General features: G+C 68.9%; 19 protein-coding genes. 3 read left to right on the forward strand and 16 right to left on the reverse strand.

What is annotated here, in order from left to right:
* Nucleotides 1-23 precede the first annotated feature (23 nt).
* Nucleotides 24-806 (reverse strand): IclR family transcriptional regulator, encoded by a 783-nt coding sequence (locus A4X17_RS02020; RefSeq protein WP_064293987.1) that lies wholly within the window; start codon nucleotides 804-806, stop codon nucleotides 24-26.
* Nucleotides 807-859: 53 nt separating this feature from the next.
* Nucleotides 860-3,208 (reverse strand): FAD-dependent oxidoreductase, encoded by a 2,349-nt coding sequence (locus A4X17_RS02025; RefSeq protein ID WP_064293988.1) that lies wholly within the window; start codon nucleotides 3,206-3,208, stop codon nucleotides 860-862.
* Nucleotides 3,209-3,370: 162 nt separating this feature from the next.
* Here A4X17_RS02025 and A4X17_RS02030 point away from each other — a divergent pair, with 162 nt between their 5' ends.
* Nucleotides 3,371-4,720: an MFS transporter gene (locus A4X17_RS02030; RefSeq protein WP_082915862.1), complete on the forward strand. Its 1,350-nt coding sequence runs from the start codon at nucleotides 3,371-3,373 to the stop codon at nucleotides 4,718-4,720.
* Nucleotides 4,721-4,785: 65 nt separating this feature from the next.
* On the opposite strand, the gene A4X17_RS02035 is transcribed toward A4X17_RS02030, so the two are convergent.
* The 4 genes from A4X17_RS02035 to A4X17_RS02050 form a co-directional block, all read right to left on the reverse strand.
* Nucleotides 4,786-5,151: a hypothetical protein gene (locus A4X17_RS02035; RefSeq protein WP_064293989.1), complete on the reverse strand. Its 366-nt coding sequence runs from the start codon at nucleotides 5,149-5,151 to the stop codon at nucleotides 4,786-4,788.
* 64 nt (nucleotides 5,152-5,215) lie between these two features.
* Complete coding sequence (locus A4X17_RS02040) at nucleotides 5,216-5,656, reverse strand: hypothetical protein (protein ID WP_064293990.1); 441 nt, start codon at nucleotides 5,654-5,656, stop codon at nucleotides 5,216-5,218.
* 1 nt (nucleotide 5,657) lies between these two features.
* The gene (locus A4X17_RS02045) at nucleotides 5,658-6,179 is read right to left on the reverse strand and encodes a GNAT family N-acetyltransferase (RefSeq protein ID WP_064293991.1); all 522 of its coding nucleotides are present in this window, start codon (nucleotides 6,177-6,179) and stop codon (nucleotides 5,658-5,660) included.
* 12 nt (nucleotides 6,180-6,191) lie between these two features.
* Nucleotides 6,192-7,190, reverse strand: a complete 999-nt coding sequence (locus tag A4X17_RS02050; RefSeq protein ID WP_064293992.1) for an acetylxylan esterase — start codon at nucleotides 7,188-7,190, stop codon at nucleotides 6,192-6,194.
* 95 nt (nucleotides 7,191-7,285) lie between these two features.
* Here A4X17_RS02050 and A4X17_RS02055 point away from each other — a divergent pair, with 95 nt between their 5' ends.
* The gene (locus A4X17_RS02055; protein WP_064293993.1) at nucleotides 7,286-8,107 is read left to right on the forward strand and encodes a DeoR/GlpR family DNA-binding transcription regulator; all 822 of its coding nucleotides are present in this window, start codon (nucleotides 7,286-7,288) and stop codon (nucleotides 8,105-8,107) included.
* 61 nt (nucleotides 8,108-8,168) lie between these two features.
* On the opposite strand, the gene A4X17_RS02060 is transcribed toward A4X17_RS02055, so the two are convergent.
* The 5 genes from A4X17_RS02060 to A4X17_RS02080 all read right to left on the reverse strand — a co-directional run bounded on the left by A4X17_RS02060 (nucleotide 8,169) and on the right by A4X17_RS02080 (nucleotide 14,299).
* The gene (locus A4X17_RS02060; protein WP_064293994.1) at nucleotides 8,169-9,062 is read right to left on the reverse strand and encodes a LacI family DNA-binding transcriptional regulator; all 894 of its coding nucleotides are present in this window, start codon (nucleotides 9,060-9,062) and stop codon (nucleotides 8,169-8,171) included.
* Nucleotides 9,063-9,135: 73 nt separating this feature from the next.
* Complete coding sequence (locus A4X17_RS02065; protein ID WP_064293995.1) at nucleotides 9,136-11,040, reverse strand: BNR-4 repeat-containing protein; 1,905 nt, start codon at nucleotides 11,038-11,040, stop codon at nucleotides 9,136-9,138.
* 46 nt (nucleotides 11,041-11,086) lie between these two features.
* Complete coding sequence (locus tag A4X17_RS02070; protein ID WP_064293996.1) at nucleotides 11,087-12,421, reverse strand: extracellular solute-binding protein; 1,335 nt, start codon at nucleotides 12,419-12,421, stop codon at nucleotides 11,087-11,089.
* Between the two features lie 94 nt (nucleotides 12,422-12,515).
* Nucleotides 12,516-13,454 carry a carbohydrate ABC transporter permease gene (locus tag A4X17_RS02075; protein ID WP_079000411.1) on the reverse strand — a complete coding sequence of 313 codons (939 nt, stop codon included), beginning with the start codon at nucleotides 13,452-13,454 and terminating at the stop codon, nucleotides 12,516-12,518.
* A complete protein-coding gene (locus A4X17_RS02080; protein ID WP_139205479.1) occupies nucleotides 13,451-14,299 on the reverse strand; it encodes a carbohydrate ABC transporter permease in 849 nt (282 codons plus the stop codon). The genes A4X17_RS02075 and A4X17_RS02080 overlap by 4 nt, the downstream gene beginning before the upstream one ends.
* Nucleotides 14,300-14,571: 272 nt before the next feature.
* On the opposite strand from A4X17_RS02080, the gene A4X17_RS02085 reads away from it, so the two are divergent.
* Entirely contained in the window at nucleotides 14,572-15,111 is a 540-nt protein-coding gene (locus tag A4X17_RS02085; protein ID WP_064293998.1) for a hypothetical protein, read from the forward strand.
* Between the two features lie 72 nt (nucleotides 15,112-15,183).
* On the opposite strand, the gene A4X17_RS02090 is transcribed toward A4X17_RS02085, so the two are convergent.
* From A4X17_RS02090 to A4X17_RS02110, 5 genes are all read right to left on the reverse strand, one after another.
* Nucleotides 15,184-17,286 (reverse strand): alpha-galactosidase, encoded by a 2,103-nt coding sequence (locus A4X17_RS02090; protein WP_064293999.1) that lies wholly within the window; start codon nucleotides 17,284-17,286, stop codon nucleotides 15,184-15,186.
* A gap of 7 nt (nucleotides 17,287-17,293) precedes the next feature.
* Nucleotides 17,294-18,616, reverse strand: coding sequence for an ABC transporter substrate-binding protein (locus A4X17_RS02095; protein ID WP_064294000.1), 1,323 nt, complete (start codon nucleotides 18,614-18,616; stop codon nucleotides 17,294-17,296).
* A 77-nt stretch (nucleotides 18,617-18,693) separates the two neighbouring features.
* The gene (locus A4X17_RS02100) at nucleotides 18,694-19,563 is read right to left on the reverse strand and encodes a carbohydrate ABC transporter permease (protein ID WP_079000402.1); all 870 of its coding nucleotides are present in this window, start codon (nucleotides 19,561-19,563) and stop codon (nucleotides 18,694-18,696) included.
* The gene (locus A4X17_RS02105; protein ID WP_064294001.1) at nucleotides 19,560-20,504 is read right to left on the reverse strand and encodes a carbohydrate ABC transporter permease; all 945 of its coding nucleotides are present in this window, start codon (nucleotides 20,502-20,504) and stop codon (nucleotides 19,560-19,562) included. The genes A4X17_RS02100 and A4X17_RS02105 overlap by 4 nt, the downstream gene beginning before the upstream one ends.
* Nucleotides 20,501-22,510 carry a beta-galactosidase gene (locus tag A4X17_RS02110; RefSeq protein WP_064294002.1) on the reverse strand — a complete coding sequence of 670 codons (2,010 nt, stop codon included), beginning with the start codon at nucleotides 22,508-22,510 and terminating at the stop codon, nucleotides 20,501-20,503. The genes A4X17_RS02105 and A4X17_RS02110 overlap by 4 nt, the downstream gene beginning before the upstream one ends.
* Between the last annotated feature and the right edge of the window lie 73 nt (nucleotides 22,511-22,583).

Consider the following 22,583-nt stretch of genomic DNA (forward strand, 5'->3'; position numbering starts at 1 on the left):
GAGATCGGATGCGGGAGGACGAATCAGGAGGACGGGATCGCGGAGATGAGGCCGAGACCGACGCTGATGCGGTCGGCCACTTCGATGAGGTCCTCGGTGAGGACGTCGAGGTCGCGTTCGCGCATCAGGCTCAGCCGACCCGAGATCGAGATCGCCGCCACGACTCTGGCGTTCGCGTCGCGGATCGGCGCCGCGATCCCGAGACGACCCAACGCGAGCTCCTGGTCCTCCATGCAGACGCCGCGTTCCCGCGCCGCCGCGAGCTCCGCGGCGAGGGCCGCGTGCTCCGTGATGGTGTTGGCCGTGTAGCGCGGGAGCGGCTCGTCACCGAGCAGCGCATGGAGACCGTCCGCGTCGAGGTCGAGGAGCAGACACTTGCCGAGCGCGGACGCATGCAGTGGCTGGCGCAGCCCGATCATCGAGTGCGACTTCGGAGCGAGGGCTCCCTCGAAGTGGCAGAGGTAGATGAGGCTCGAGCCGTCGAGGACGCCCACGTTGACGCTGAGCCCGATCCGTTGCGCGAGTTCCTGGGCGGGAGCGCGCGACTCCCGGTGCACCGGGTTCTGGTTGAGCCCTTCGCTCGCCAGCGCCAGGATGGTCGCCCCGATGGCGTAGGACGGACTGTCGGCCGCCTTCGTCACATAGCCGAGCTCCTCGAGCGTGCCGAGGAGGCGTGCGGTCGTCGAGGTGCCGAGACCGGTGGCACGGGCGATGTCGGAGGCCCGCAACGGTCCGGTGGTCGATGCGCCGAGCACGGCGAGCACGGATGCCGCACGGCCGATGCCCTGCTGGATCTCACCTGCCACGGGTCCTCCACGGTGTCGGTGTCGGTTCGGATGTCCGGCCTCGGAGGCCGTGTTCAGCGTAGCGGTCGGGCTCGGCGCGGCCGGGTGGTGCGCCCGCTCGGCTGTTCGAAGACCTTCACACTCGCGACACTCACGTAGGGCGAGCCGTTCGTGGCCGTGACGACGACACGGAGGGCGTCGACCCGCACGGGCTCGACGTCGTGGATCCGGTGGCGGTGGCGGTTCCCCTCGACCTCGGCCAACACCGTCCACATCCCTGCAGCCGCACCCGCGCGTCTCCCCTCGAGTCGGTAGTCGGCGACGAGCTCGGGGACCGCCTCGAAGTCGGTGCGGTGGTGGTGCAGGTTGATGAGGTCCACGTCGACGTCGTCGTTGAACACGATCCGCACGGACGCGACATCGACGGGCTCGTCCCAGTGCAGTGTGAGGACCTCGGGCTCGGCGACCAGATCGCGGTTGTCAGCGAGTCGCTCCGAGGACCACAGGTGCGGTCCCCCGTACGGTCGCTGGTAGCCGTCGACGATCCGCTCCGGGCGGTACGCCGTGGTGTCTCCACCGACGGTCAGCGCGACGCTCCGGCCGCGGAGCTTCCTGGCGTTCCAGTCCAGGATCGCCTGGTCCTGCTCCTCGGGGATGTGGTCGTCGAACACCTCGTCCGAAGCATGCTTGGCGGTCAGCACGAGGAGCCCGTAGGGGTGGCCTTCCGTGAGGAGCAGGCTGACGTCCGGGTTGGCACGGACGACGAGCACCGCGTTCTGCTCGATCTCCGGCGTCCATCCGAAGCGGACGGTGGCCGACACGCCGACCCCGGCGGCGATCTCCGCGGCTCCGTCGAGGAGGTGCTCGACCGGGACGGCGTTCTGGCGTTTGCCCGTGCTCCACAGTTCGACGCGGAGGGTCGTGTCGCGTGCAGCGTCGACGAGCAGGGTGATCTGGTCGAGTGACGGAGCGACGGGTACGAGGATCGCGACGTCGCGGTCGAGGGTGAACCGCTCGCCGGAGCCGAGGTGCTCCAGCGTGGAGATCGCGTCGAGCGCGCTCGACGCGGAGACCGTCGCCCGCCCGGCCAGATCGTCGGGGTCGTCCGTGGTGATGCCGATGACCGGGGCGTCCTCGCGGAGGAGCGTGCGCTGCAGGAGCGGGAGCGCCTGCCCGGCGAGCTCCCGCGGCGTCAGCCTGTCGCGGGCGATGAGCGCCGCAGCCGTCCCCACCGCCTGACCCTGCGTGGCGCAGGTCGCCATGACGCGGGTGGACCCGAACGCGACATGGGAGGCGGAGATGTTGCGTCCGGCGAGCAGCAGGTTGTCGACGTCCCGCGAGTACAGGCTGCGGAAGGGGATCCCGTAGGTGCCGTTGCTGAACCGCTGCTGCGCACCGGCGGTCTCGGCGTAGACGCCCTCCACGGGGTGCAGGTCGATCGACCAACCTCCGAAGGCCACGGTGTCCTCGAAGTCGACCTGGTCGAGCAGGTCGTTCTGCGTGAGGGTGTGGTCGCCGAGGAGCCGGCGGTACTCGCGCTTCCCCGGGATGGATCCGACCCACTCGAGCGTGAGGGTGTCGGCGTCGAACTCGCCGGAGTTCTTGATGTAGTCCCAGATCCCGAAGACGACGCTCCACAGCTCGTCTCGGATCTGCTCGTTCTCGGCGACGGTGTCGAGCTCGCCGCCCCACTCGATCCACCAGTAGTTGCAGCCGTTGTCGCCGGTCCGGATGATCCGGTTGGTGAGGATCGGGGTGTCGCGGATGTCGCGCGCGATGTCGGGAGCGACGAACCGCTCGGGGCGTCCGGCGTCCTTGGTGTAGAAGAAGATCGAACTGCCGAGGAGCTCGTCGTCCGCCACCTCGGGCGCCCACGGCTCGCCGAGCTCGGCGCGACCCTCGCGCCCGATGCGGGAGGTGGCACCCGCGAGATGCCCCACCAGCCCGTCTCCCGTGCAATCGATGAAGACGGGAGCGACGAACTCGGTCTCGATCTCGCTGCCCATCGTCCATCCGGTGACGGACGCGATCCTCGGTGACGGCGACACCGCGCCCTCCGCACCTTCCGCCATCGTGACGATGCGGACGTCGGTGTTGAGGTGCAGCTGCAGGTTCGGCTCGGCGCGCACGAGGTCGAGGACGGTCTGGTCCCAGTAGAACGGGTTGCCCTCCGGATTGCGGTACTGGTTCTCGAGGAAGAGCTCCCCCATGATCCCGGTCTCCCGGGCGAACCGTTGGTGGCCGTGCGCGGTCGCTCCGACCACCCACACCCGAACCTCGCTCGACGAGTTCCCACCGAGCACCGGGCGGTTCGTGACGAGCGAGACCCGCGAACCGAGGCGGGCGGCGGCGACGGCGGCTGACACGCCCGCGAGGCCACCGCCGATGACGACGACGTCTGCGGTCTGGGTGCGGTGCTGCATGGATGACACTCCTTCGTGATGCGCGATCCTGGAGGCCGTCGAACAGGTGGCGACCTCCGGGCGAGTGCCACGCTACCATTCAGCGGTACGACTTTCCCATTCAGTGGGTAAGATTCTTCGGCAGGTGAACCTCGAAGCACCCCGACAACGATGTGAGGACCGATGGACGAGAGCAGGACCCAGGCTGCAGCCCTGGCCGAAGCCGCCGCGCACAGCGCACAGACCCCCTACGACGACGCGGAGCGATCACGCCGTATGCGGAAGGTGATCTGGGCGGCCGGGGCAGGTCACTTCGTCGAATGGTTCGACTTCGGCCTCTACGGCACGCTCGCGACCGTCATCAGCCTCAACTTCTTCCAGCAGGGCAACACCCAGGCGGCTCTCCTCTCCGCATTCGCGGTGTTCGGGGCCGGCTTCGTGATGCGTCCGCTCGGTGGCCTCTTCTGGGGCTCGCTCGGAGACCGCATCGGGCGCAAGACGGTCCTCGCGACGGTGATCCTCGTGACCTCCGGGGCGACGGTCGTCATGGGTCTCCTACCGACGTTCGACCTCATCGGCCTCTGGGCGCCGATCCTGCTCGTGATCGTACGACTCGTGCAGGGCTTCGCCGCCGGTGGCGAGAGCTCGGGTGCCACCACACTCCTCGCCGAGTACGCCCCGTCCAACCGGCGCGGCTTCGTGACGAGCTTCATCGACGTGTTCGGCTTCGCGGCCTTCGTGGTCGGTGCGGGCCTCGTGCTCCTCTTCACCTCGACGCTCGGCACGGACGCCCTCAACGAGTGGGGTTGGCGCGCGCTCTTCTTCCTCGCCCTGCCGCTCGGCCTTGCGGGCCTCTACCTGCGGAACAAGCTCGAGGACACCCCCGAGTTCCAGGCGATCCAAGCGAAGGGGGCCGTCTCGAAGTCACCGTTGCGGACCTCGCTGCGGACGTCCTGGAAGGCGCTGCTCTTCTGCGTCGGCTTCGTCGTCATCAAGGCCGTCGGCCACTGGATCCTGCAGACCTTCATGCCGTCGTACCTCCAGACCGATCTCGGCTACTCGCAACCGCTCAGCTACGCGGTCACCGTGCTCGGGCTGCTCGCGATCGCCATCCTCGTGCCGTTCATGGGCCTGCTGAGCGACCGCATCGGGCGGAAGCCGGTGATGATCGCCGGTTGCGTCGGGTTCCTGGTGTTGACGTACCCGACGCTCATGCTCATGAGCGCGGGCAACTTCGCGGCGGCGGCGATCGCCATGGTGATCCTCGGTGTCTTCATGGCCGCCTACGACGGTGCGTCGAGTGCTGCGATGGCCGAGCTGTTCCCGACCAGCATCCGTTACGGCTCGATGGCGATCGCGTACAACCTGTCGGTCGCCGTGTTCGGCGGGATCACGCCGTACTTCGCGACATTCCTGATCGCCTCGACCGGCAACCGGTTCGCCCCCGCGTTCTACGTGATGGCGGCCGCGCTCATCACGCTGATCGTCGTGCTGCGGGCCCGCGAGACGGCCAAGCTGCCGCTCCCGCGCTGAGCGACCCGAACGAATGCCGGCGTCGACCAGATGGGTCGACGCCGGCGTTGTCGTGCGGGTCCGAGTCAGCGGGAGAAGTCGCGCAGGTCGAGGTCGGGGTCCTCGAGCACGTCCGAGGTCTCGAGGGAGTCGCGTGGCTCGTACGCCGTCGTGGACGGGCGGAGGTCGTCGAGATAGCCCTGCAGACGCGATTCGGCCTCGCTGAAGTCCGGCACGTCGCGGTCCCAGTCGTGCGGCACTGAGAGCACGTCGTTGCCGAGACCGATCACGAGTTGGGCGGATGCGTCCTCGGCATCGGACTCCACGACGATCGGAATCGTGACCGCTTCGGCCCGACCTCGCTTGGCGAGCTCGGCGGTCAGCTCCACCAGGAGGCCCGCGACCTCATCGGTCGTCACAACGTTCTCACCCGCGTATGTAATGCATCGCATGCATCAACCCTGCCGGATCAGGCCTGGAACCTCAGGCCCCTTGACACCCGGTGGGGCCGGATGACTAGGCGGCTCCGAGGCCGGACTCGGTCGACGACGACCGGCGGCGGCTGGTCCGCCACGCTCGCCACGCTCCCGTCGACCAGAGCGCCCAGACGACGAGGAGCGGTTGGAACACCAGTCGGACACCGCGCGCGACATCGCTGTCGAGCCCGAAGGCGTCGGTACCGCGGACGAACTGCTCGATGTTGCCGGGGAACACCGCGACGAAGAACGCTGCGACGATCCAGCCGACGGCGATGCGATACCGGGCGAGCAGGATGAGCGAGAGGCCGAGGAGTATCTCGACGACTCCCGACGCCACGACGACCATGTCGACCGGCAGTGGCAGCCACTGGGGCACCTGGGCGACGAACGACTGCCGAGCGAACGTGAGGTGGCCGACGCCGGCGAAGGTGAGGACAGCTCCGAGGAGCCAGCGGGCGAGTGCGCGGACGAACTCCATCTCAGCTCGCCGCCGTCACGGCGTACTTGAAGCCGCGGTGCGAACCGACGAAGCCGAGGCGCTCGTAGAAGCGGTGGGCGTCCACCCTGGCCTCGTCGGAGGTCAACTGCACGATCGAGGAGCCGGTCGCCGGAGCGGCGACGTCCGTCACCCAGCGCATCATCGCCGTTCCGACGCCGCCGGATCGCAGCGCGGAGGAGACCCGCACGGCTTCGACGAGCAGTCGGGTTGAGCCGCGGCGAGCCATCCCGGGGATGCGCGTCAGCTGCATCGTCGCGATGACGGCCCCCGCCGCGTCGACGACCAGCAGGATCTCGTTCGCCGGGTCGTCGATGAGGTCCGCGAGCGCACGCTCGTAGGCGGGGAGATCGCTCTCGTTCGCCAGGTCACCGCGGGACGCACTGATCGGGTCGTCGGCGAGGAGCACCATCAGCGCGTCGAGGTCGGCCAGGTCGGCTCGGCGCAGCAGCAGTTCCTGCCCCGGTGTGGAGAGGGCGACGGGGAGCGTGAGGGCAGCGATCATCCATCCACCCTCTCACCTCGCGCCCGCAGCTCCTCCCACTGCCCGCGCGACCGACCGGAGCGCGTGCGCCCTCGTCGCCGCATACGACTCCGCCAGCACGGCATCGAGCCCCGGGTACTCGGTGTGCCCGGCGGGGAGGACGCTCAGCTCGACGTCCTCGAGAGCGTTGGCGACGGCGAACTGCCCGGGTGGTGGCACGTGTCCGTCCCAGAGCGCGGCCTCCACCCGCACCGGCACGTGGACGAACCCCGCGGCCGTCGACGCGTCGAAGAACCGCAGGACCTCACGCGCCTCCGGGTGCTCGGCGACGTGGTGTCGAACCCGCTCTCCGCTCCCCTCGCACGGCAGGCGCAGACGCAGGTCGTACTGACCGAAGCTCGGCACCACGAGCGTCGCTCCGACGAAGCGGTCGTCCCATGGCAGGGCGAGCGCACCGATCCCGCCGCCGAAGCTCTCACCGACGAAGTAGAGCGGGAGCGGTCCGACGACGTCGAGCAGCGCCGACGCCGCGTGCCAGAGGTCGACGGCACACCGGCCGAGCGCGTACCGCTCGACGCTGTCGATGCCGAACAGGACATGCCCGTCCTCCGGTGTCGGCGCTCCGAGTCCCGCGTTGAAGACGCCCTGGCCGCGGGCGATCGGGAAGATGACGGCAGCGTCGTCCGGGACGCGAGACCAGTCCGGCGCCTCCCGCCCGCCGTACCCGTGACCATGCACCATCCCGAAGCGTGCAGGCCCGCCCGCCGGCATCGCGAGCCATCCGCGCAGACGGAGGCCGTCGGCGACCGTGTGCTCGACGACGAAGACCTCGTGCGCGCCCTGCCGGCCGATCGGGGTCAAGACCGGATCCGGAGACACCTCACGTGCCGCCGCGTACCACCCGCGCCACAGCTCCTCGAATCCGGCCGGCGGCACGACCGGTTCGACGGCCAGGAGCGCCTCGAGGTCGTAGCCGTAGGTGCCGTCGCGAACCTCATCGCCGAACCAGTCCCGATGTCGTACCTCACGCATGCGTCGTCCGTCTCCGTCTCGTCGTCGTGGATCGCCGGTGCCTCAGCCCGGCACGCGCTCGTGCCAGACTGGCAACCGGGTCGAAGGAGGACGCTGTGCTCGGTGCAGAACGCAGATCGCAGATCATGTCAGAGGTGCGCCGCAACGGTGCGGCGAGCGTCGTCGACCTCGCGACCGCGCTCGGCGTCAGCGAGATGACCGTACGGCGCGACATCGAGCAACTCGCCACGGAGGGCCTCGTCGACCGCGTCCGTGGTGGCGCCACCACGCCCCGGCTGCCCGACCGTGTCGAGCTCGGCTTCCCCAACCAGGCACGCCGACTGCTGGCCGAGAAGCGCGCCATCGCCCGTCGCGCGGCCGTCCTCGTCGAGCCCGGCATGTCGGTCGGCCTGTCCGGCGGCACCACCACCTGGACCCTCGCGCAGGAGCTGCGCGCCATCCCGGAGCTCACCATCGTCACGAACTCCCTCCCGGTGGCCGACGTGTTCGCGCGGCCCGACCGCGCCGACGAGCCGTACACCCAGACGGTCGTGTTGACCGGCGGCGTCCGTACCCCCTCGGACGCCCTCGTCGGTCCGGTCGCCGTGCGCGCGATCGAGTCCCTGCACTGCGACGTCGTCTTCCTCGGCGTCCGCGGGATCGACCTGCAGGCGGGACTGACGACTTCGAACCTCCTCGAGGCCGAGACCAACCGGGCGTTCGTCGGCGCCGGGCGTCGCTCCGTGGTCCTCGCCGACCACTCGAAGTGGGGTGCCGTCGGACTGACGACGATCGTCGACCTCCGCGAGGTGGACCACCTCGTCATGGACGACGACGTGACCGAGGACGTCGAGACCACGCTCCGCGCGCAGTTCGGTGAGGTCTGGCTCGCGCCGGTCGCTTCCGCTTCGGTCGACGACGACCGCATGGACGACTGACCGCGCCGCTTCCAGCACCCCGGCACAGCGGAGCGCCGGCCTGTCCTTCCGCTCATGGACCTCAGCGCGCCGTGCTGTTCCGCGCGACGATCCGCGCGTCGACGACCACGTGCCGGACCGGCGTGTCGGCACCGGGCGGGGCGGCGATCTGACGTTCGAGCTCGGTGAAGGCCGCGCGCACGATCGCGTCGTAGTCGGGGGCGACCGTGGTGAGCGACGGGGTCGAGAACTGGGCGGCGTGGACGTCGTCGATGCCGATCACCGCGACCTCCTCGGGAACCCGCCGGCCAGCTTCCTGGAGGGCCGCGAGCACGCCGAAGGCGATCGAGTCGTTGGAGCAGACGACACCGTCGAGCTCGACGCCCTCGGCGGTCATCCGACGCATCACGCGTCGTCCCTCCTCGGGGGTGAACGCGTCGACGTGCCCGATGAGCGACGGCTCCTGCGCGAGCTCGAGCCGCGCGACCACGTCCCGATACCCGGCGTACCGCTGATCCGCTGCGTCGGACGGACGTTCGTCCCTGGGCCCGATGAACGCGATGCGGGAGCAGCCGACCTCGGCGAGGTGGGTCGTCGCGGCGTCGGCGGCCGCCCGGTTGTCGATCGAGATGTGCGTGAACGGGCTCACCTGGATGTGCTCGCCGAGGAGCACCAGGGGCCCCGGGGAGGTCCGCCGCGTCAGGTCGCCGACCGTCAGCGAGCGGGGGATGTGGATGAGTCCGTCCGTGAGCGGCAGGCCCACCCCGTTGGCGATGTCGACCTCGCGATCGTGGTCGCCCTCGGTGTGCTGGATGAGGATCGACAGTCCACGCTCGTCGGCGCCGCGGACGAGGAGCGTCGTGAGCTCCGCGAAGTACGGTTCGTCCAGGTTCGGGACGGCGAGCGCCACCATGCCCGTGCGCGAGCGGCGCGGTACCGGTGCCGATCGCTGAGAGCCGAAAGCGGCGTCCGACATGGTGCTGCTCCTCACTGCTGACCGGGCGGATCCCGGCCGCTCGGGACCGTTGCGGTCCCGACTGAGCACAACGCTATCTCGGGACATCGTCGTTCCTCGCGGATTCGGTGGCGGGTGCCGCGATCGCCTCGATCTCGAAGACCCGCGCGACGTCGGTCGCCGAGGCGGACGGGTCGGTGATGAGCAGGCGCACCGCGTCGACGACCAGTCCGTCCACGGTCGCGGTGACGGTACCGGCGATGTTGTCGTCGAACCGTCCGACCTCGACCCAGGCACCGCCCGTCCGGACCTCGACGGTGAAGTCACGGAGCACCGAATCGGTCGAGACTCCCCCGGCGTAGCCGCTCTTGACCCTGATCTCTGCGAGCGCCGTCGGGGTCTGCCAGGCGGCCGTGATCGTGGGTGCCGTGTCGCCGACCGCAGAGATCCAGCGACTCGCGTCCGTGCACACGCCGTCGACGGCGAGCGCACCGCCGGTGTCGGCTCGCAGCGACGACGACACGCTGACGGTCGCACCGAGTGCCACGTTCTTGCCGGATGCCTCGCCACGAAGGCCCGACACGATGTCCTGGAGCGAGGTCCCGCCGGTGTCGGCCGACGCCGCTCGCGGGATCGCCGCGTACCGGACGGTGCCGCGAGTGGTCTCGCTGAGTGGCGCACTCAGGTAGAGCACATCCGTGCCGTCGACGGTCTCCGCCCGCAGCCGTTGCTGGCCGAGTTGATCGGTGCCGACCGTGCGGGCCGTCCACGGGGTGCCGACCGTCTCGCGCTCCAGCCGGACCACCTGGCTGCGGTTCTCGCCGCAGACCTGTACGGCGAGGACCGCGTAGACGCGGTCGACTCCGCCGGAGCTCGTCGCGTCGATCGCGGCGACGGTCGAGACGCCGGAACCGAGCGCGGAGGCGTCGATGAGCGACTCGTCGTTCCAGGCACCGCCGTCCCACGAGGTGTATCGCACGTCGTATGCGGTCTCGTCGGCTTCGACGAACCGGTAGACGATCCCCGCGAGCTCTGTGCCGTCGAGGGCGAGCTTCGCGGTCTGCAGCGCCGGCGTGTAGCTGCCGATGGCCTCGCCGGCACCGAAGGGGCGCCAGACGACGGATCCCGGGGTGGTCGGGGTGATCGGTCCGGTGAGCGCGGTCCCTGTGACGTCGGCGAAGGAACCGTCGGACGGGTCGTACGTCGCGTACGACCCGAGGTGCCGCGCCGGGTCCGCCGGGAACGGGCCCCATTCCCACAGCACGTGGACGCGGCCGTCGGCGTCCACCTCGAGGTCGTCGGGATAGAAGGAGTAGCCGGTCGCCGCGGCGACCACCGCTTCGCGGTCCCAGACACCGGTGTCGAGGTCGTACCGGTAGAGCCGCCCCTCTCGTCGCCCCTCCGCGTCCGTCCCGACGCGCACGAGCACCCAGGCGTCGCCGTCCGGCCCGCGCGCCGTCACCGGATAGGTGATCGCCGCGTCGAGGTCGGGCATGGACGACGTCGCCTCCACGAGCGAGGTGACGTCGCCGGGCACTGAGGAGCGGAACACGTTCCACTGCTCGTTGTGCATCGACACGAAGGCGTGGATGACGCCGTCGCCGTCGACCACGATCGAGGGCTGGTTGTGGCCGTTGTCGTCGGTGAAGGTCACGCAGGCACCTCCGGCCGTCGAGCGCAGGCACCCTTCGGTCCACGTCCCGTCCGCGCCCCGCGAGGCCAGGTGCACCTCGTGCTTGGACGCGGTGGACGCCGGCGCGTTGAAGGCGAAGTAGGAGACACCGTCGACGACGTCGAGCGGTCGCCACCAGCCGGCCTGGTTCGACGTGTCGACGGTGACGGGCACGGTCTCGACCGTGTCGGTCACCGCCTTCCCGCCCGCGTCACCACGCACCGGTCCTCCGGGGGCGGCGACCGCCGGCGCCGTCACCCCCAGCGCGAGGACCGTGAGCGCGGCCGCGGCGAGCGCGCGGACGGTGTTCGATGAGCTGCGTCGCATGGTTCCCCCGGTGCCGGTCAGAAGCGTCCGATCGTCGATCCGCGGCTCAGCCGACGAGCTTCTGAGCGGCTTCGCCCGCGGACTTCATGGCTTCAGCGGGCTTCTCCTGCCCGACGAGGACCGCCTGCACCTTCTCCGCGATCTTCGTCTCGATCTGCGAGTACTGCACGAACTTCCAGAACGGGTTCGTCGAGCTCGTCTTGGTGATGCGGTCACTGAAGTTCGTGGCGAACGAGTCGTTCTTCACGGCGTCGGAGTTGAGCGCGTCCTCGGTCGCCGGCGGCAGACCTCGGGCGGCGAAGTCCTCGAGCACGGTCTCCGGGTCGGACGTCACCCACTGGGCGAAGTCCGCTGCGGTGCCGGCGGCCGGACCGTCGACCACGGCGAGCGCCCCACCCCATACGAGCGCACGCGGCGTGTCACCCTGCTTGAGGACCGGCCGGGAGACCGGCTGCAGCTTGCTCGCGAAGTCGGGGTCGGGTGATTCGCCGGTCACGGCGCTCCGTCCGACGATCGCGTCGTCGTAGATCGCGGTGCGCCCCTGCGCGAACAGTGAGCGTGCGTCGAAGCGGTCGACGTCGGCGGCGATGAGGCCCTGGTCGTACAGGCTCTTGTACCAGGTGACCGCCTCGATGCTCGCGTCGTCGCCGATCGTGACGGTGTCCCCGTCGACCAGCGGGCTGCCGAAGGTCTGCATCCAGATGAGGATGTCCTTCAGCTGCGCGGCCTTCGTCGACGCGGCGTAGGGGATCATGCCGTTGCCGAGACCCTTGAGCTGCTTGAGCGACCCCTCGAACTCGTCGATCGTCGTGGGGAACTCGCCGATGCCGGCCTGGTCGAGGATCGCCTGGTTGGTGACGAGGCCGATCGCGCCGATCGTCCACGGGAGGCCGTACTGCACGCCGTCGAATGTCGCGGCCGTGAGCCCTGCCTTCGTGTATCCGCGTCCCTCGGTCAGCCCGGAGACGTCCTGCAGCTTGCCGAGGCTCGCCAGCGAGCCGAGCCAAGCGACGTCGACGTGGGCGACACCGGAGAACTGCCCGCCGCGGACCTGCAGCATGAGCTGATTGATGTACTCGTTGTAGGGGAAGGACACCTCACCGACGTCGATCTTGGCCTTACCCTCGTACTTCTGCAGGAGGCTCTGGATGGCGGGTGCCGAAGCCTTCTCGGTGAGCGACCAGCTCGCGAAGTCGAAGTCGGTCGCGGTGCCGCCGGCGGTCGCCTTCGGGATGGATCCAGCCCCGGGTGCGGCACCGGTGGGTGCACATCCGGCGAGGGTGGCTGCGGCGACGCCGATGCCGAGGAACTGCAGGGCGCGGCGGCGGGTGATGACGGTCTGCTGTGCGGCGGTGGCGAAGGACGGGGTGCGGTGGGACATGGCTCCTCCTCGAGCGTGATCCTGGTGGGACGTGTCTGGGTTGGTGGGACGGATTATGGGGAGGCCGGCGGCGGGCCGGTCCGGTGTACTGCGCTCAGCCCTTCACGGCGCCGGCGGTCAGTCCGCCGACGAGGTGACGCTGCAGGGCCATGAACGCGATCGCCACGGGTAGGGAGACGACGAGGGACGCGGCCATGAGCTCGGGCCAGGCCGTGGCCGCCTCACCGACGAAGGTGTTCACGAGGCCGGGCGGGAGTGTCTGCTTATCGGGTCCCGCGAGCGTGAGCGCGAAGATGAAGTCGTTCCACCCGCGGACGAAGGCGAACAGGCCCGCGGCGACCAGGCCGGGTGCGGACAACGGGAGAACGATGGAGTGGATGATCCGCAGGCGGGAGGCCCCGTCGACGCGGGCCGCCTCGATGAGTTCGTCCGGGATCGTGTCGAAGAACCCCTTCAACATCCAGACGCACAGCGGCAGGGTGAACGTCGTGAACGACAGCACCAGCGCTGCATAGGTGTTGAGGAGCCCGTAGGCGCTGAACACCGAGTACAGGGTGATCAGCAGCAACGCCTGCGGGAACATCTGCGAGGCGAGCACGAAGTACATGAGTGATCGACGCCCGCGGTAGCGGAACTTCGAGAACGAGTAGCCCATGTAGGCCGAGACGATCACGGACAGCAGGGCGGTGATGACGGACACGATGATGCTGTTCCGCAGGTAACCGAACAAGTCCGGGTTCGATGCGAGGGCGGTGTAGGCCTCGAAGCTGATCTCCGTGGGGAAGAGCTTCGGTGGGTACGAGAAGACCTGGGCGCGTGGGGTCAGCGAGGTGGCCAGCAACCAGTACACCGGCAGCAGCCCGAAGCCGCCGCAGACGATCACCGCGACCCAAGCGCTGATCCGGACCGCCCGGCTCTCCGAGCGGAAGAGCGACGGACGGCGTCGCAGCGTGCCGAGCTCGCTCGCGACGAACGGCGGTTGCGGGTCCGGCGTGGTGTCCTGCGGTGCCGGCGGGGCGGTGGAGACGCTCATTTCTGCTCGCCTTTCTCCGAGAATCGGACGTAGACGACGACGAGCGCCATCAGGAGGATGAGCCAGAGCAGCCCGAGGGCGCCCGCGTGCCCGAGGTCGAAGCCGCGGAAGGCGGTCTCGTAGACGGCGGTGGCGAAGGTCTGGGTGCTCCCAGCCGGGCCGCCGCCTGTCAGGACGTAGATGATGTCGAAGTGCTGGAAGTTCCAGATGAATTCGAGCAGCAGGACGAGGCCGATGATGCCCTTCAGCTGCGGGACCGTGATCGAGAAGAAGCGTCGGATGGTCCCGGCGCCGTCCATCTCGGCCGCCTCATGGAGTTCCTGTGGCACGGTCTGCAGGCCGGCGAGCAGCATGACCATGATCCATGGGAAGGACTGCCAGGTCTTCGCGACGATCACCGCGAACATGGCCGTCTGGGGTTGTGCCAGCCACGCCTGCGCGTCGATTCCGAACAGACCGAGGATGGCGTTCGCCACCCCGTAGTTCGCGTTGAAGATCCACATCCAGAGGAACGACACGACGACGCCGGGAACGAGCCAAGGGATCAGCATGAGTCCGCGCATCACCTTGGCACCGCGGATGCGGGTGTTGAGCGCGAGGGCCAGTGCGAAACCGATGACGAAGGGGGCGATCGTCGTGCCGAGCGTGAAGACCATCGTCTGCCCGAGCAACTTGAGGAAGTCACCCTGCAGCACGTCGATGATGTTCTGGAATCCGACGAACTCGCGGCCGGGCACCACCAGGCTCTGCTTGAAGAACGCCGTGACGAGAGCGGTCAGCAGCGGATAGGCGACGACTGCGACGAGCAGCGCGAGTCCGGGGAGGACGAGGACGAACGCGAACATTCCGTCCGGCATCCGTCTCGGTTTGTTTGAATTTGTTTTCAACTGTGAAGTCGTCATACTCACATCCTTGTGAGGAGCATTCCGCTGCGCGCGGGGCTTCCTAGGGCTACGGCGCTTTTATCAGCGGCCAAGTGTTGTTCAGCATGCCGGGTGTCCCCGGGACAGGTCAACGCAGACTGGTCACGGTTCCATAACGGACTGTTTATACTTGGTTGAACTTGTGGCTTGGGAGTGTCTGTCCGCTGCCGGAGTGGACATGGGAGAGTTGATGGGTGAACTACGACCTCAGCGCTCCTGCTCGCCGCGACATCAAAGGCCTCACGGCCGCCATCGAGTCGGCCGAGGACGCTGCTTCACTGCAAGCGCGCCTGAGCGTGCCCCGCTACGGCGTGTTCGATCTCGTCGGCCGGGCCCGCCGCTCGCCGATCATCGGCGGGCTCCTCCTGGCCGGTACGGCGCTCGACCAGAACGGCAAGCCGACGAAGCCGCTCCAGGTCCTCGAGACGATCCCCGAGCTGGACCCCGTCGACCCCGACCCCGGTGCCGTCGCCGCTCAGCTCGCCGAGCTCGCACACGGCGACCTCGTCACGGTGCGGTTCTCCGACGGCGCCTACGGCGACTTCGGCGTGACCGGCATCGCCGTCTGGTCGGTCCCCGGCACCACTTTCCTCGTGGGCGGCTGGCTCATCGGTTCCGCGGGTGCGCCGGCGCCCCGGGTCACCGAGCTCGTCCGTCTCGCACCCGTCGGCGACCACCCCTGGCCCGTCCCGGCCCAGATCACCGTCGTCGGCGAGGACATCGGCATCGACTGACCGTGCTCCGTTCGCCCAAACAGGGGCGAACGAACACACATTCGCCCGAAGATGGGCGAACGAACGCGGCGGCTACTCCGCGTCGAGGGTGAAGAGCTGCGCCTGCTCGGGAGCGAGGAGCGGCATCGCGATCCCGACCTCGGCCAGCGCACGGCCGGTGAGCACGACCGAGCCCTCGACCAACCACCGGGGCGGTACGTCCTGGATCGACCGGGCGGGCGCGCCGAGGTCGAGCGGGCGGACCCGATAGCGACGCTCGGGATCGAGGCCGGGCACGCGCAGTGGCGCGGGGATCGCCGTCAGCGGTGCGGCGAGCGCCACCTGCGCGACGATCGCGGACGAGCGGTCCTGGGCGATCACCCCGTGCGCGTGCAGTGCCGGGTCGGCGCTGTCCATGCGGACGATCTCGCCCGTGTGCAGCAGCGGGCGGAGGCGCTTGTAGTGCGCGATCCAGGTCGCGATCAGCTCGAGTTCCGGCTCGCTCGCCTCGTTGAGGTTCCACTCGATGCCAGCGCTGCCGAAGAGGGCCGTGGCCAGGCGGAACGAGAGGTCCGAGGTGCGCCAGGTGGTGTGCGAACGGGCCGCACCGAGATGACCGCCGAGGTACTCCGGTGGAACGACGAGCCCCGTGTAGCGCTGGATCGACTGCCGCTCCAGCGGGTCGTTCGTGTCGCTCGTCCACACCCGCTCGACCCGTTCGAGGATGCCGAGGTCGATCCTCGCGCCACCTGAGGCGCACGACTCGATGTCGACACCGGGGTGCAGGGCACGCACCTCGTCGAGCAGTCGGTAGAGCGCCGTCGTTTGCCGGTGCGCCGAGCCGCCGAGGAGGTCACGGTTGTGGTCCCACTTGAGGAACGCGATGTCGTACTCGGTCAGCAACGCGTCGAGTCGTCCGAGGAGGTACGCGAAGGCGTCCGGGTTGTCCAGGTCGAGCACCCGTTGGAAGCGCCAGGTCGGAGCGTCCGGATGCCCGAGGACCCAATCGGGATGCGTGCGCGCGAGCTCCGAGTCGGGGTTCACCATCTCCGGCTCGACCCACAGTCCGAAGTCCATGCCGGCACCGGTGACCGCGTCGATGAGTGGCGACAGCCCGCCGGCCCAGCGTTCCGGGTCGACGAACCAGTCGCCCAGCGCGCGGCGGTCGTCCGTGCGACCGGTGAACCAGCCGTCGTCGAGGACGAACCGCTCGACACCGACGCGCTTGGCCTGCTCCACGAGGGTGAGCAGAGTCGGGAGGTCGTGGTCGAAGTACACGGCCTCCCAGGTGTTCAGCACCACCGGGCGGGGCTTCGTGATCGTGCTCCACGAGCGGATCCAGGGGTGCAGTCGCGCGGAGACGCCGTCGAGACCCGCGTCGGAGTAGACGGCGACCGTCCACGGCGACTCGTAGGTGTCCCCCGGTGCCAGCGTGACTTCACCGGGCGCGAGGAGTTCACCGGAGCCGGTGACCACGGGACCGAGTGGTGAGCGCTCGCTCCAGATCACCTTGTCGCCGCTCCACGCGAGGTGGGTCGCCCACACCTCGCCGCAGCGGAAGTCGAAGCCGGGTGCGCCCGCGACGGACAGGAACGCGTCGTCGTGACCGGGTCGTCCGTGACGGTGCTCCCGCGTCCAGGCGCCCTGCCCGAGGCGGTGGCGCTGCGGCGTGCGCTCGTGCGTCCAGAGACCGGTGAAGTCGAGGAGTTCCGTGGCGCGGTCGGGAAGCGGGAGCACGACGGCGAGGGCGTCGACGGCGAGGGGTCGGTCGACCTCGGCGTCGTTCCGCACCGTATGCCGGACGCGGAGCACACCCTGGGGGGTCAACTCGATCGTCGAGACGATCGTCACCGCGGCGCGCTCGTCGGACGTCGTCAGGATCAGCGAGGTGTCGGTGGCCTGCTGGTCGATCAGCCGCAGCGCGAGCAGGTTCGACGCATCGGTTCCGCCCGGCCGGCGCACGCCGATACCGGGGCGACCGCTCCAACCATCGAACACGGTGGGCAGCAGGCTGAGGCGCGGCGGGGCATCGATGGAGGAGGGCGGGATCGCCGGCGTCAGCCCGTCGGCGAGGGCGATGAGGGCGTCGGTGGCGAGTTCGCCGACATCGGCTCCCCAGTGGAGGATGGTGGGCACCTCCGTGCCGCGGGCGTCGACGATCAGGCTGACGCCCGCGGCACGAAGGTGGTGGATCACTGCTCTGTTACTCCTTGACGGGGATGGACTGCGCCTTGAGGGCGTCGATCGTCGCCGACTGGCCCTTGGTGAGGGCGTCGAGCAGGGTTCCGTCGCCGGAGACCGCAGCCTTGAAACCGTCGGACACGTCGTTGTACGTCTGCGTCATCGTCGGACCCCAGGCGAAGTCCCCCGACACCTCGGAGGAAGCCTCCGCGAAGACATCGTAGATCGGCTGGCCGCCGTAGAAGTCGACGCCCTCCTTGAGGACGGGCAGGTTCAGGCCCTCCTTCGTCGCCGGGTAGATGTTGGCGCTCGTGTTGAGCATGGTGAGCGCCTCGTCCGAGGTGTTCAGCCACAGCGCGAACTTCGACGCCTCATAGGGGTGCTTGGAACCGGTGAAGACGGCGGTCGAGGAACCGCCCCAGTTGCCTGCCGCGGAGTCGCCGGCCTCCCACTGCGGAGCCTTCGCGACGGCCCACTTGCCGGCGGTGTCGGGAGCACCCGACGCGATGGAGTTCGCGCCCCAGACGGCGGAGTTCCAGGTCCAGGCGGCGCTGGAGTTGTAGGCGTTGTCCCACTCGGTCGTCCAGGTGGGGACGGTCGAGACGAGGTCCTCGTCGATCAGGTCCTGCCAGTAGTCGGCGACCTTCTTGGAGGCGGGGTCGGTCAGGTCGACGGTCCAGTCGGAGCCGTCGTTGTCGAACCAGCTCCCGCCGGCCTGCCAGACGAAGCCGGCGAACTGGTTGATGTCGCCCTGCGAGAAGTTGGTGATGTACGCGCCGGTGGCGCGGACCTTCTTGGCGGCCTCCTTGTACTCCGCCCACGTCGTCGGGATGGCGATCCCGTTCTGCTCGAACAGGTCCGCGCGGTAGAACATGGCCATCGGGCCGGAGTCCTGCGGGACGGCGTAGACCGAGTCGGACTCACCGAGCGAGACCTGACCCCAGGTCCAGTCGACGAAGTCGTCCTTGGCTGCCATGACGTCCTCGCACGCACCGAGGTCCATGAGGCCGTTCTGCACGCGGAAGTTCGGCAGGGCGTCGTACTCGATCTGGCCGAGGTCGGGGGCGTTGCCGGCCTTCAGCTGGTTGAAGAAGTTCTGGTACGTACCGCTGTTGCCGTTCGGGCCGGTCTGGACCTTGACCTGGATGTCGGGGTTCTCCTTGTTCCAGACGTCGACGACCTCTTCGATGCCGGGGATCCAGGAGGTGAAGCTGAGGTCGACCTTGCCCTCGGCCGGGGCGCAGGAGGCAGCAGCACTGCCGCCCTCCGACCCGGTGGAGGAGCAGCCGCTCAGGACGACGGCCGACAGCACCGCTGCGGCGACCGCTGTTCTCTTGAGGTTCATAGCGAATCCGTTCTTCTGTGAATGGTGTGGGATGGGTGTTGGTGCGGGATGGAGAAGATGCCTGCTGGTCGGTCCGACTACTTCACGGCGCCGGCGCCGAGGCCGGAGCGCCAGAACCGCTGGAGCAGGAGGAAGGTGATGACGAGCGGGATGATCGACAGGAATGCGCCGACGAGGACGTAGAGGCGAAGCTCGGGGATCTGGTTGACCTGCGAGTTCCACGAGTAGAGCCCGAGGGTGACCGGGAACAGGGCTTCGTCGCGGAGCATGATGAGCGGCAGGAAGAAGTTGTTCCAGATGGCGACGAACTGGAAGAGGAACACGGTGACGAGCGCCGGGAACATGAGGCGTACGGAGATGGTGAAGAAGGTCCGGATCTCACCGGCACCGTCGAGACGCGATGCCTCGAGGAGTTCCTCGGGCACGCTCGACGCCGCGAAGATCCGCGTCAGGTAGACACCGAAGGGGCTCACCAGCGAGGGCAGGAAGACCGCCCAGAACGTGTTCGTGAGGCCCACCTGGCTGAAGATGAGGAACAGCGGGAGCGCGAGCGCGGTCGCGGGGACGAGCACACCGCCGAGGACGACGTTGAAGATCAGGTCGCGTCCCGGGAACCGGTACTTCGCGAGGGCGTAGCCGCACATGGCCGCGAAGAGCGTGCCGAGCAGTGCGCCGAGGCCGGCGTACAGCACCGAGTTCAGCATCCACTTGAGGTAGACGCCGTCGCGGTAGGCGACGAGCTGGCCGATGTTGTCGAACAGGTTGAAGTCCGCGAACCAGAGCGGAGCCGAGTTGCCGAACTGCGCTGACGACTTCGTCGAGGCGATGAACAGCCACCAGATGGGGATGAGGAAGTAGAGCGTGAAGACGAGCATCACGATGAGCGCGCCGGCGCGCGACAGGCGGCTCTCCTGCGGGCCGCGGCCGGTGGACAGGATGGCGGTCATTTGCCTTCCTTTCGCTGCGTGAACTTCAGGAACCCGAAGGAGAGGACGAAGGTCGCCAGCGCGAGCACGACCGAGAAGGCGGCTGCGAGGTTCACGTTCGGGATGGACGAGGTGGTGTAGACGGTGAGGTTCGGGGTGAAGGTGCTGCTGACGGCTGAGCTGAAGGTGCGGAACACCTGCGGCTCGGCGAGGAGCTGCAGCGTGCCGATGATCGAGAAGATCGCCGTGAGCACGATCGCCGGCATCACCAGCGGGATCTTGATCGACCAGGCGATGCGCGCCTGACCGGCGCCGTCGAGCCGCGCGGCCTCGTAGATCTCCGTCGGGATGGAGAGCAGCGAGGAGTAGATGATGAGCATGTTGTAGCCGACGAACACCCAGGTGACGACGTTCGCGATGGCCCAGAGCACGAGATCGGCCGAGAGGAAGTCCACGTTCTGCGTGATCGCGGTGAACGGCGACAGGTTCGGCGAGTAGAGGAAGCCCCACATGATGGCGGCGATCACGCCGGGCACCGCGTACGGGACGAAGAACGCGAGACGGAAGAACCGCTTGCCCCGCAGGAGCGGTGAGTCGAGCAGCAGCGCGAAGAGGAGCGCGAGCCCGAGCATGACCGGCACCTGGACGACGCCGAACAGGAGCACCCGTCCGACGGACTGCCAGAACGGGCCGTTCTGGAAGACCTGCACGTACTGCGCCAGTCCGCCGAACACCTCCCGGGCCTGACCGAAGGTGCCGTCACGCTCGATCACGAGCAGTGACTGGTAGACCGCGTACCCGATCGGCACGAGGTAGAACAGCGCGAACAGCACGGCGAACGGGACGATGAAGATGGCGATCGCCCGCTTGTGCTGCACCACCGCCTTCGGCAGCTTGGCCGCCCTCGGCGGGCGGACGGGCCGTGGCGACGTCGCCTCGGCCGTCTCGATGTTGACGCTCATCGCGTGCGGTCCTCTCTGATGACGCGCACGGCGCCGGCTGGCACGCGTGCAATGGAGTCGACGGGTTCGCCGGTGACGAGCTCGCGCCCGCTGGCCGGCAGCTCGACGTCGTTCGTCGAGTGGTTGATGAGGAAGAGGTAGCTCCGACCCTCATCGGCGCGGCGGATGACCTCGAGGCCCGGCTGGTCCGGATCACCCTGTGGCAGCGCCCCGGCCCCCGCGGCTGCGTCGCGGAGCACCTCGTCGAGCGCGACGGCATCCAGGTTCGTCGCGAGGTACCAGGCGTCGCCGCCACCCGCGATGCGGTTGCGCGTGATGGCCGGGCGACCGGTCGACGGGCCGTCGGCGAAGGAGTCGACGACCTCGGCACCGCGGACGCGGGTCCGCTCGGACCAGGCCGTCGCGGTCCGGCCCGACGCGAGCGTCAGCACCTGGCCGGGGAGGACGGGGGCGAACTCCTCGACGTTGACGCCGAGCAGGTCACGGAACGCACCGGGGTAGCCGCCGGGGCGGACCCGGTCCTCCTCGTCGGCGATCCCACTGAAGAACGTGACGACGGCGTGCCCACCGGCTGCGACGAAGTCCGAGACGACCGCGGCCTCGCTGTCGCGCACCAGGTACAGGTTCGGGACGACGACGAGCCGGTAGGCGGAGAGGTCGGCGCCCGGACGCACGACGTCGACGGTGTGGCCCAGACGACGCAGCGACGCGTGGACCGCGTGGACCTGCGAGAGGTGGTCGATCTCGTGGGTCGGGCGGCTCTCGCCATCGGCGGCCCACCAGTTCTCCCAGGAGAAGAGGAGGGCGACATCGGCCTGGACGCGCGTGCCGGTGATCTCGTCGAGTCGGTCGAGCGTGCCGCCCAGCTCGACGACCTCGCGCCACACGTCGGAGTCGGTGCCCGCGTGCGGCAGGAGGGCCGAGTGGAACTTCTCCGAGCCCTGCAGCGACGCGCGCCACTGGAAGAAGCAGATCGCCTCCGCGCCCTTCGCGACGTGCGTGAGCGAGTTGCGGGTCATCTCGCCCGGTGCCTTCGCGAGGTTCTGCGGCTGCCAGTTGACCGCACCGGTGGACTGCTCCATGAGCAACCATGCGCCGCCCCCGGCGAGACCGCGCGTGAGGTCGCTCGCGAACGCGAGTTCGGCCGTGGGGTCCGCGAGGCGGTTGTCGAGGTAGTGGTCGTTGGCGACGACATCCATCTCGGGCGCCCACTGCCAGTAGTCGAGGTTCCGGATGTGCGCAGTGACCATGAAGTTGGTCGTGACGGGCACCGAGCTGTGACGGCGCAGGACCTCGAGCTCGGCCCGGTAGTAGCCGAGGAGCTCGTCGGAGGAGAAGCGGTGGAAGTCGATGACCTGGCTCGGGTTCCGGCTCGACAGGGTCAGGCGCGGCGGCAGGATCTCGGCGAAGTCGCTGTACTGCTGGCTCCAGAACGACGTGCCCCACGCGGTGTTCAGGCGCTCGATCGTCCCGTAGCGGGCGCGGAGCCAGCCTCGGAAGGCCTCGGCGCTCTCGTCGTCGTAGCAGAGCGCGTTGTGGCAGCCGAGTTCGTTCGACACGTGCCAGAGTTCGACGGCGGGGTGCTCGCCGTAGCGCTTGGCGACGCGCTCCACGAGTTCGAGGGCGTAGCGACGGAAGGCCGCGGACGACGGGCACCAGGCCTGGCGACCGCCAGGGAAGCGGGTCGTTCCGTCCTCGGTCTCGGGGAGGATCTCCGGGTGCCGGAACGTCAGCCACGGTGGGGCCGATGCGGTGCCGGTCCCGAGGTTGACCCGGATGCCGGCTTCGTGGAGCAGATCGAGGATCTCGTCGAGCCCGGCGAAGTCGAACTCCCCCGGCCGTGGCTCGAGGTGCGACCAGCCGAAGATGTTGAGGGCGACGAGGTCGACGCCCGCCTCCTGCATGAGCGCGACGTCTTCGCGCCAGACGGACCGATCCCACTGCTCGGGGTTGTAGTCGCAGCCGTAGGCGATGCCGTCGTGGCTGAACGTGGGGGTCGTGCTCATGGCGCCTTCCGCGATCTGTGAACGTGCACAGATCGAAGAGCGACAACTCCACGTTGAGAGTCTGTGAACGTAC

The sequence above is a fragment of the Plantibacter sp. H53 genome, assembly GCF_001650455.1.
GTDB lineage: Bacteria > Actinomycetota > Actinomycetes > Actinomycetales > Microbacteriaceae > Plantibacter > Plantibacter flavus_A.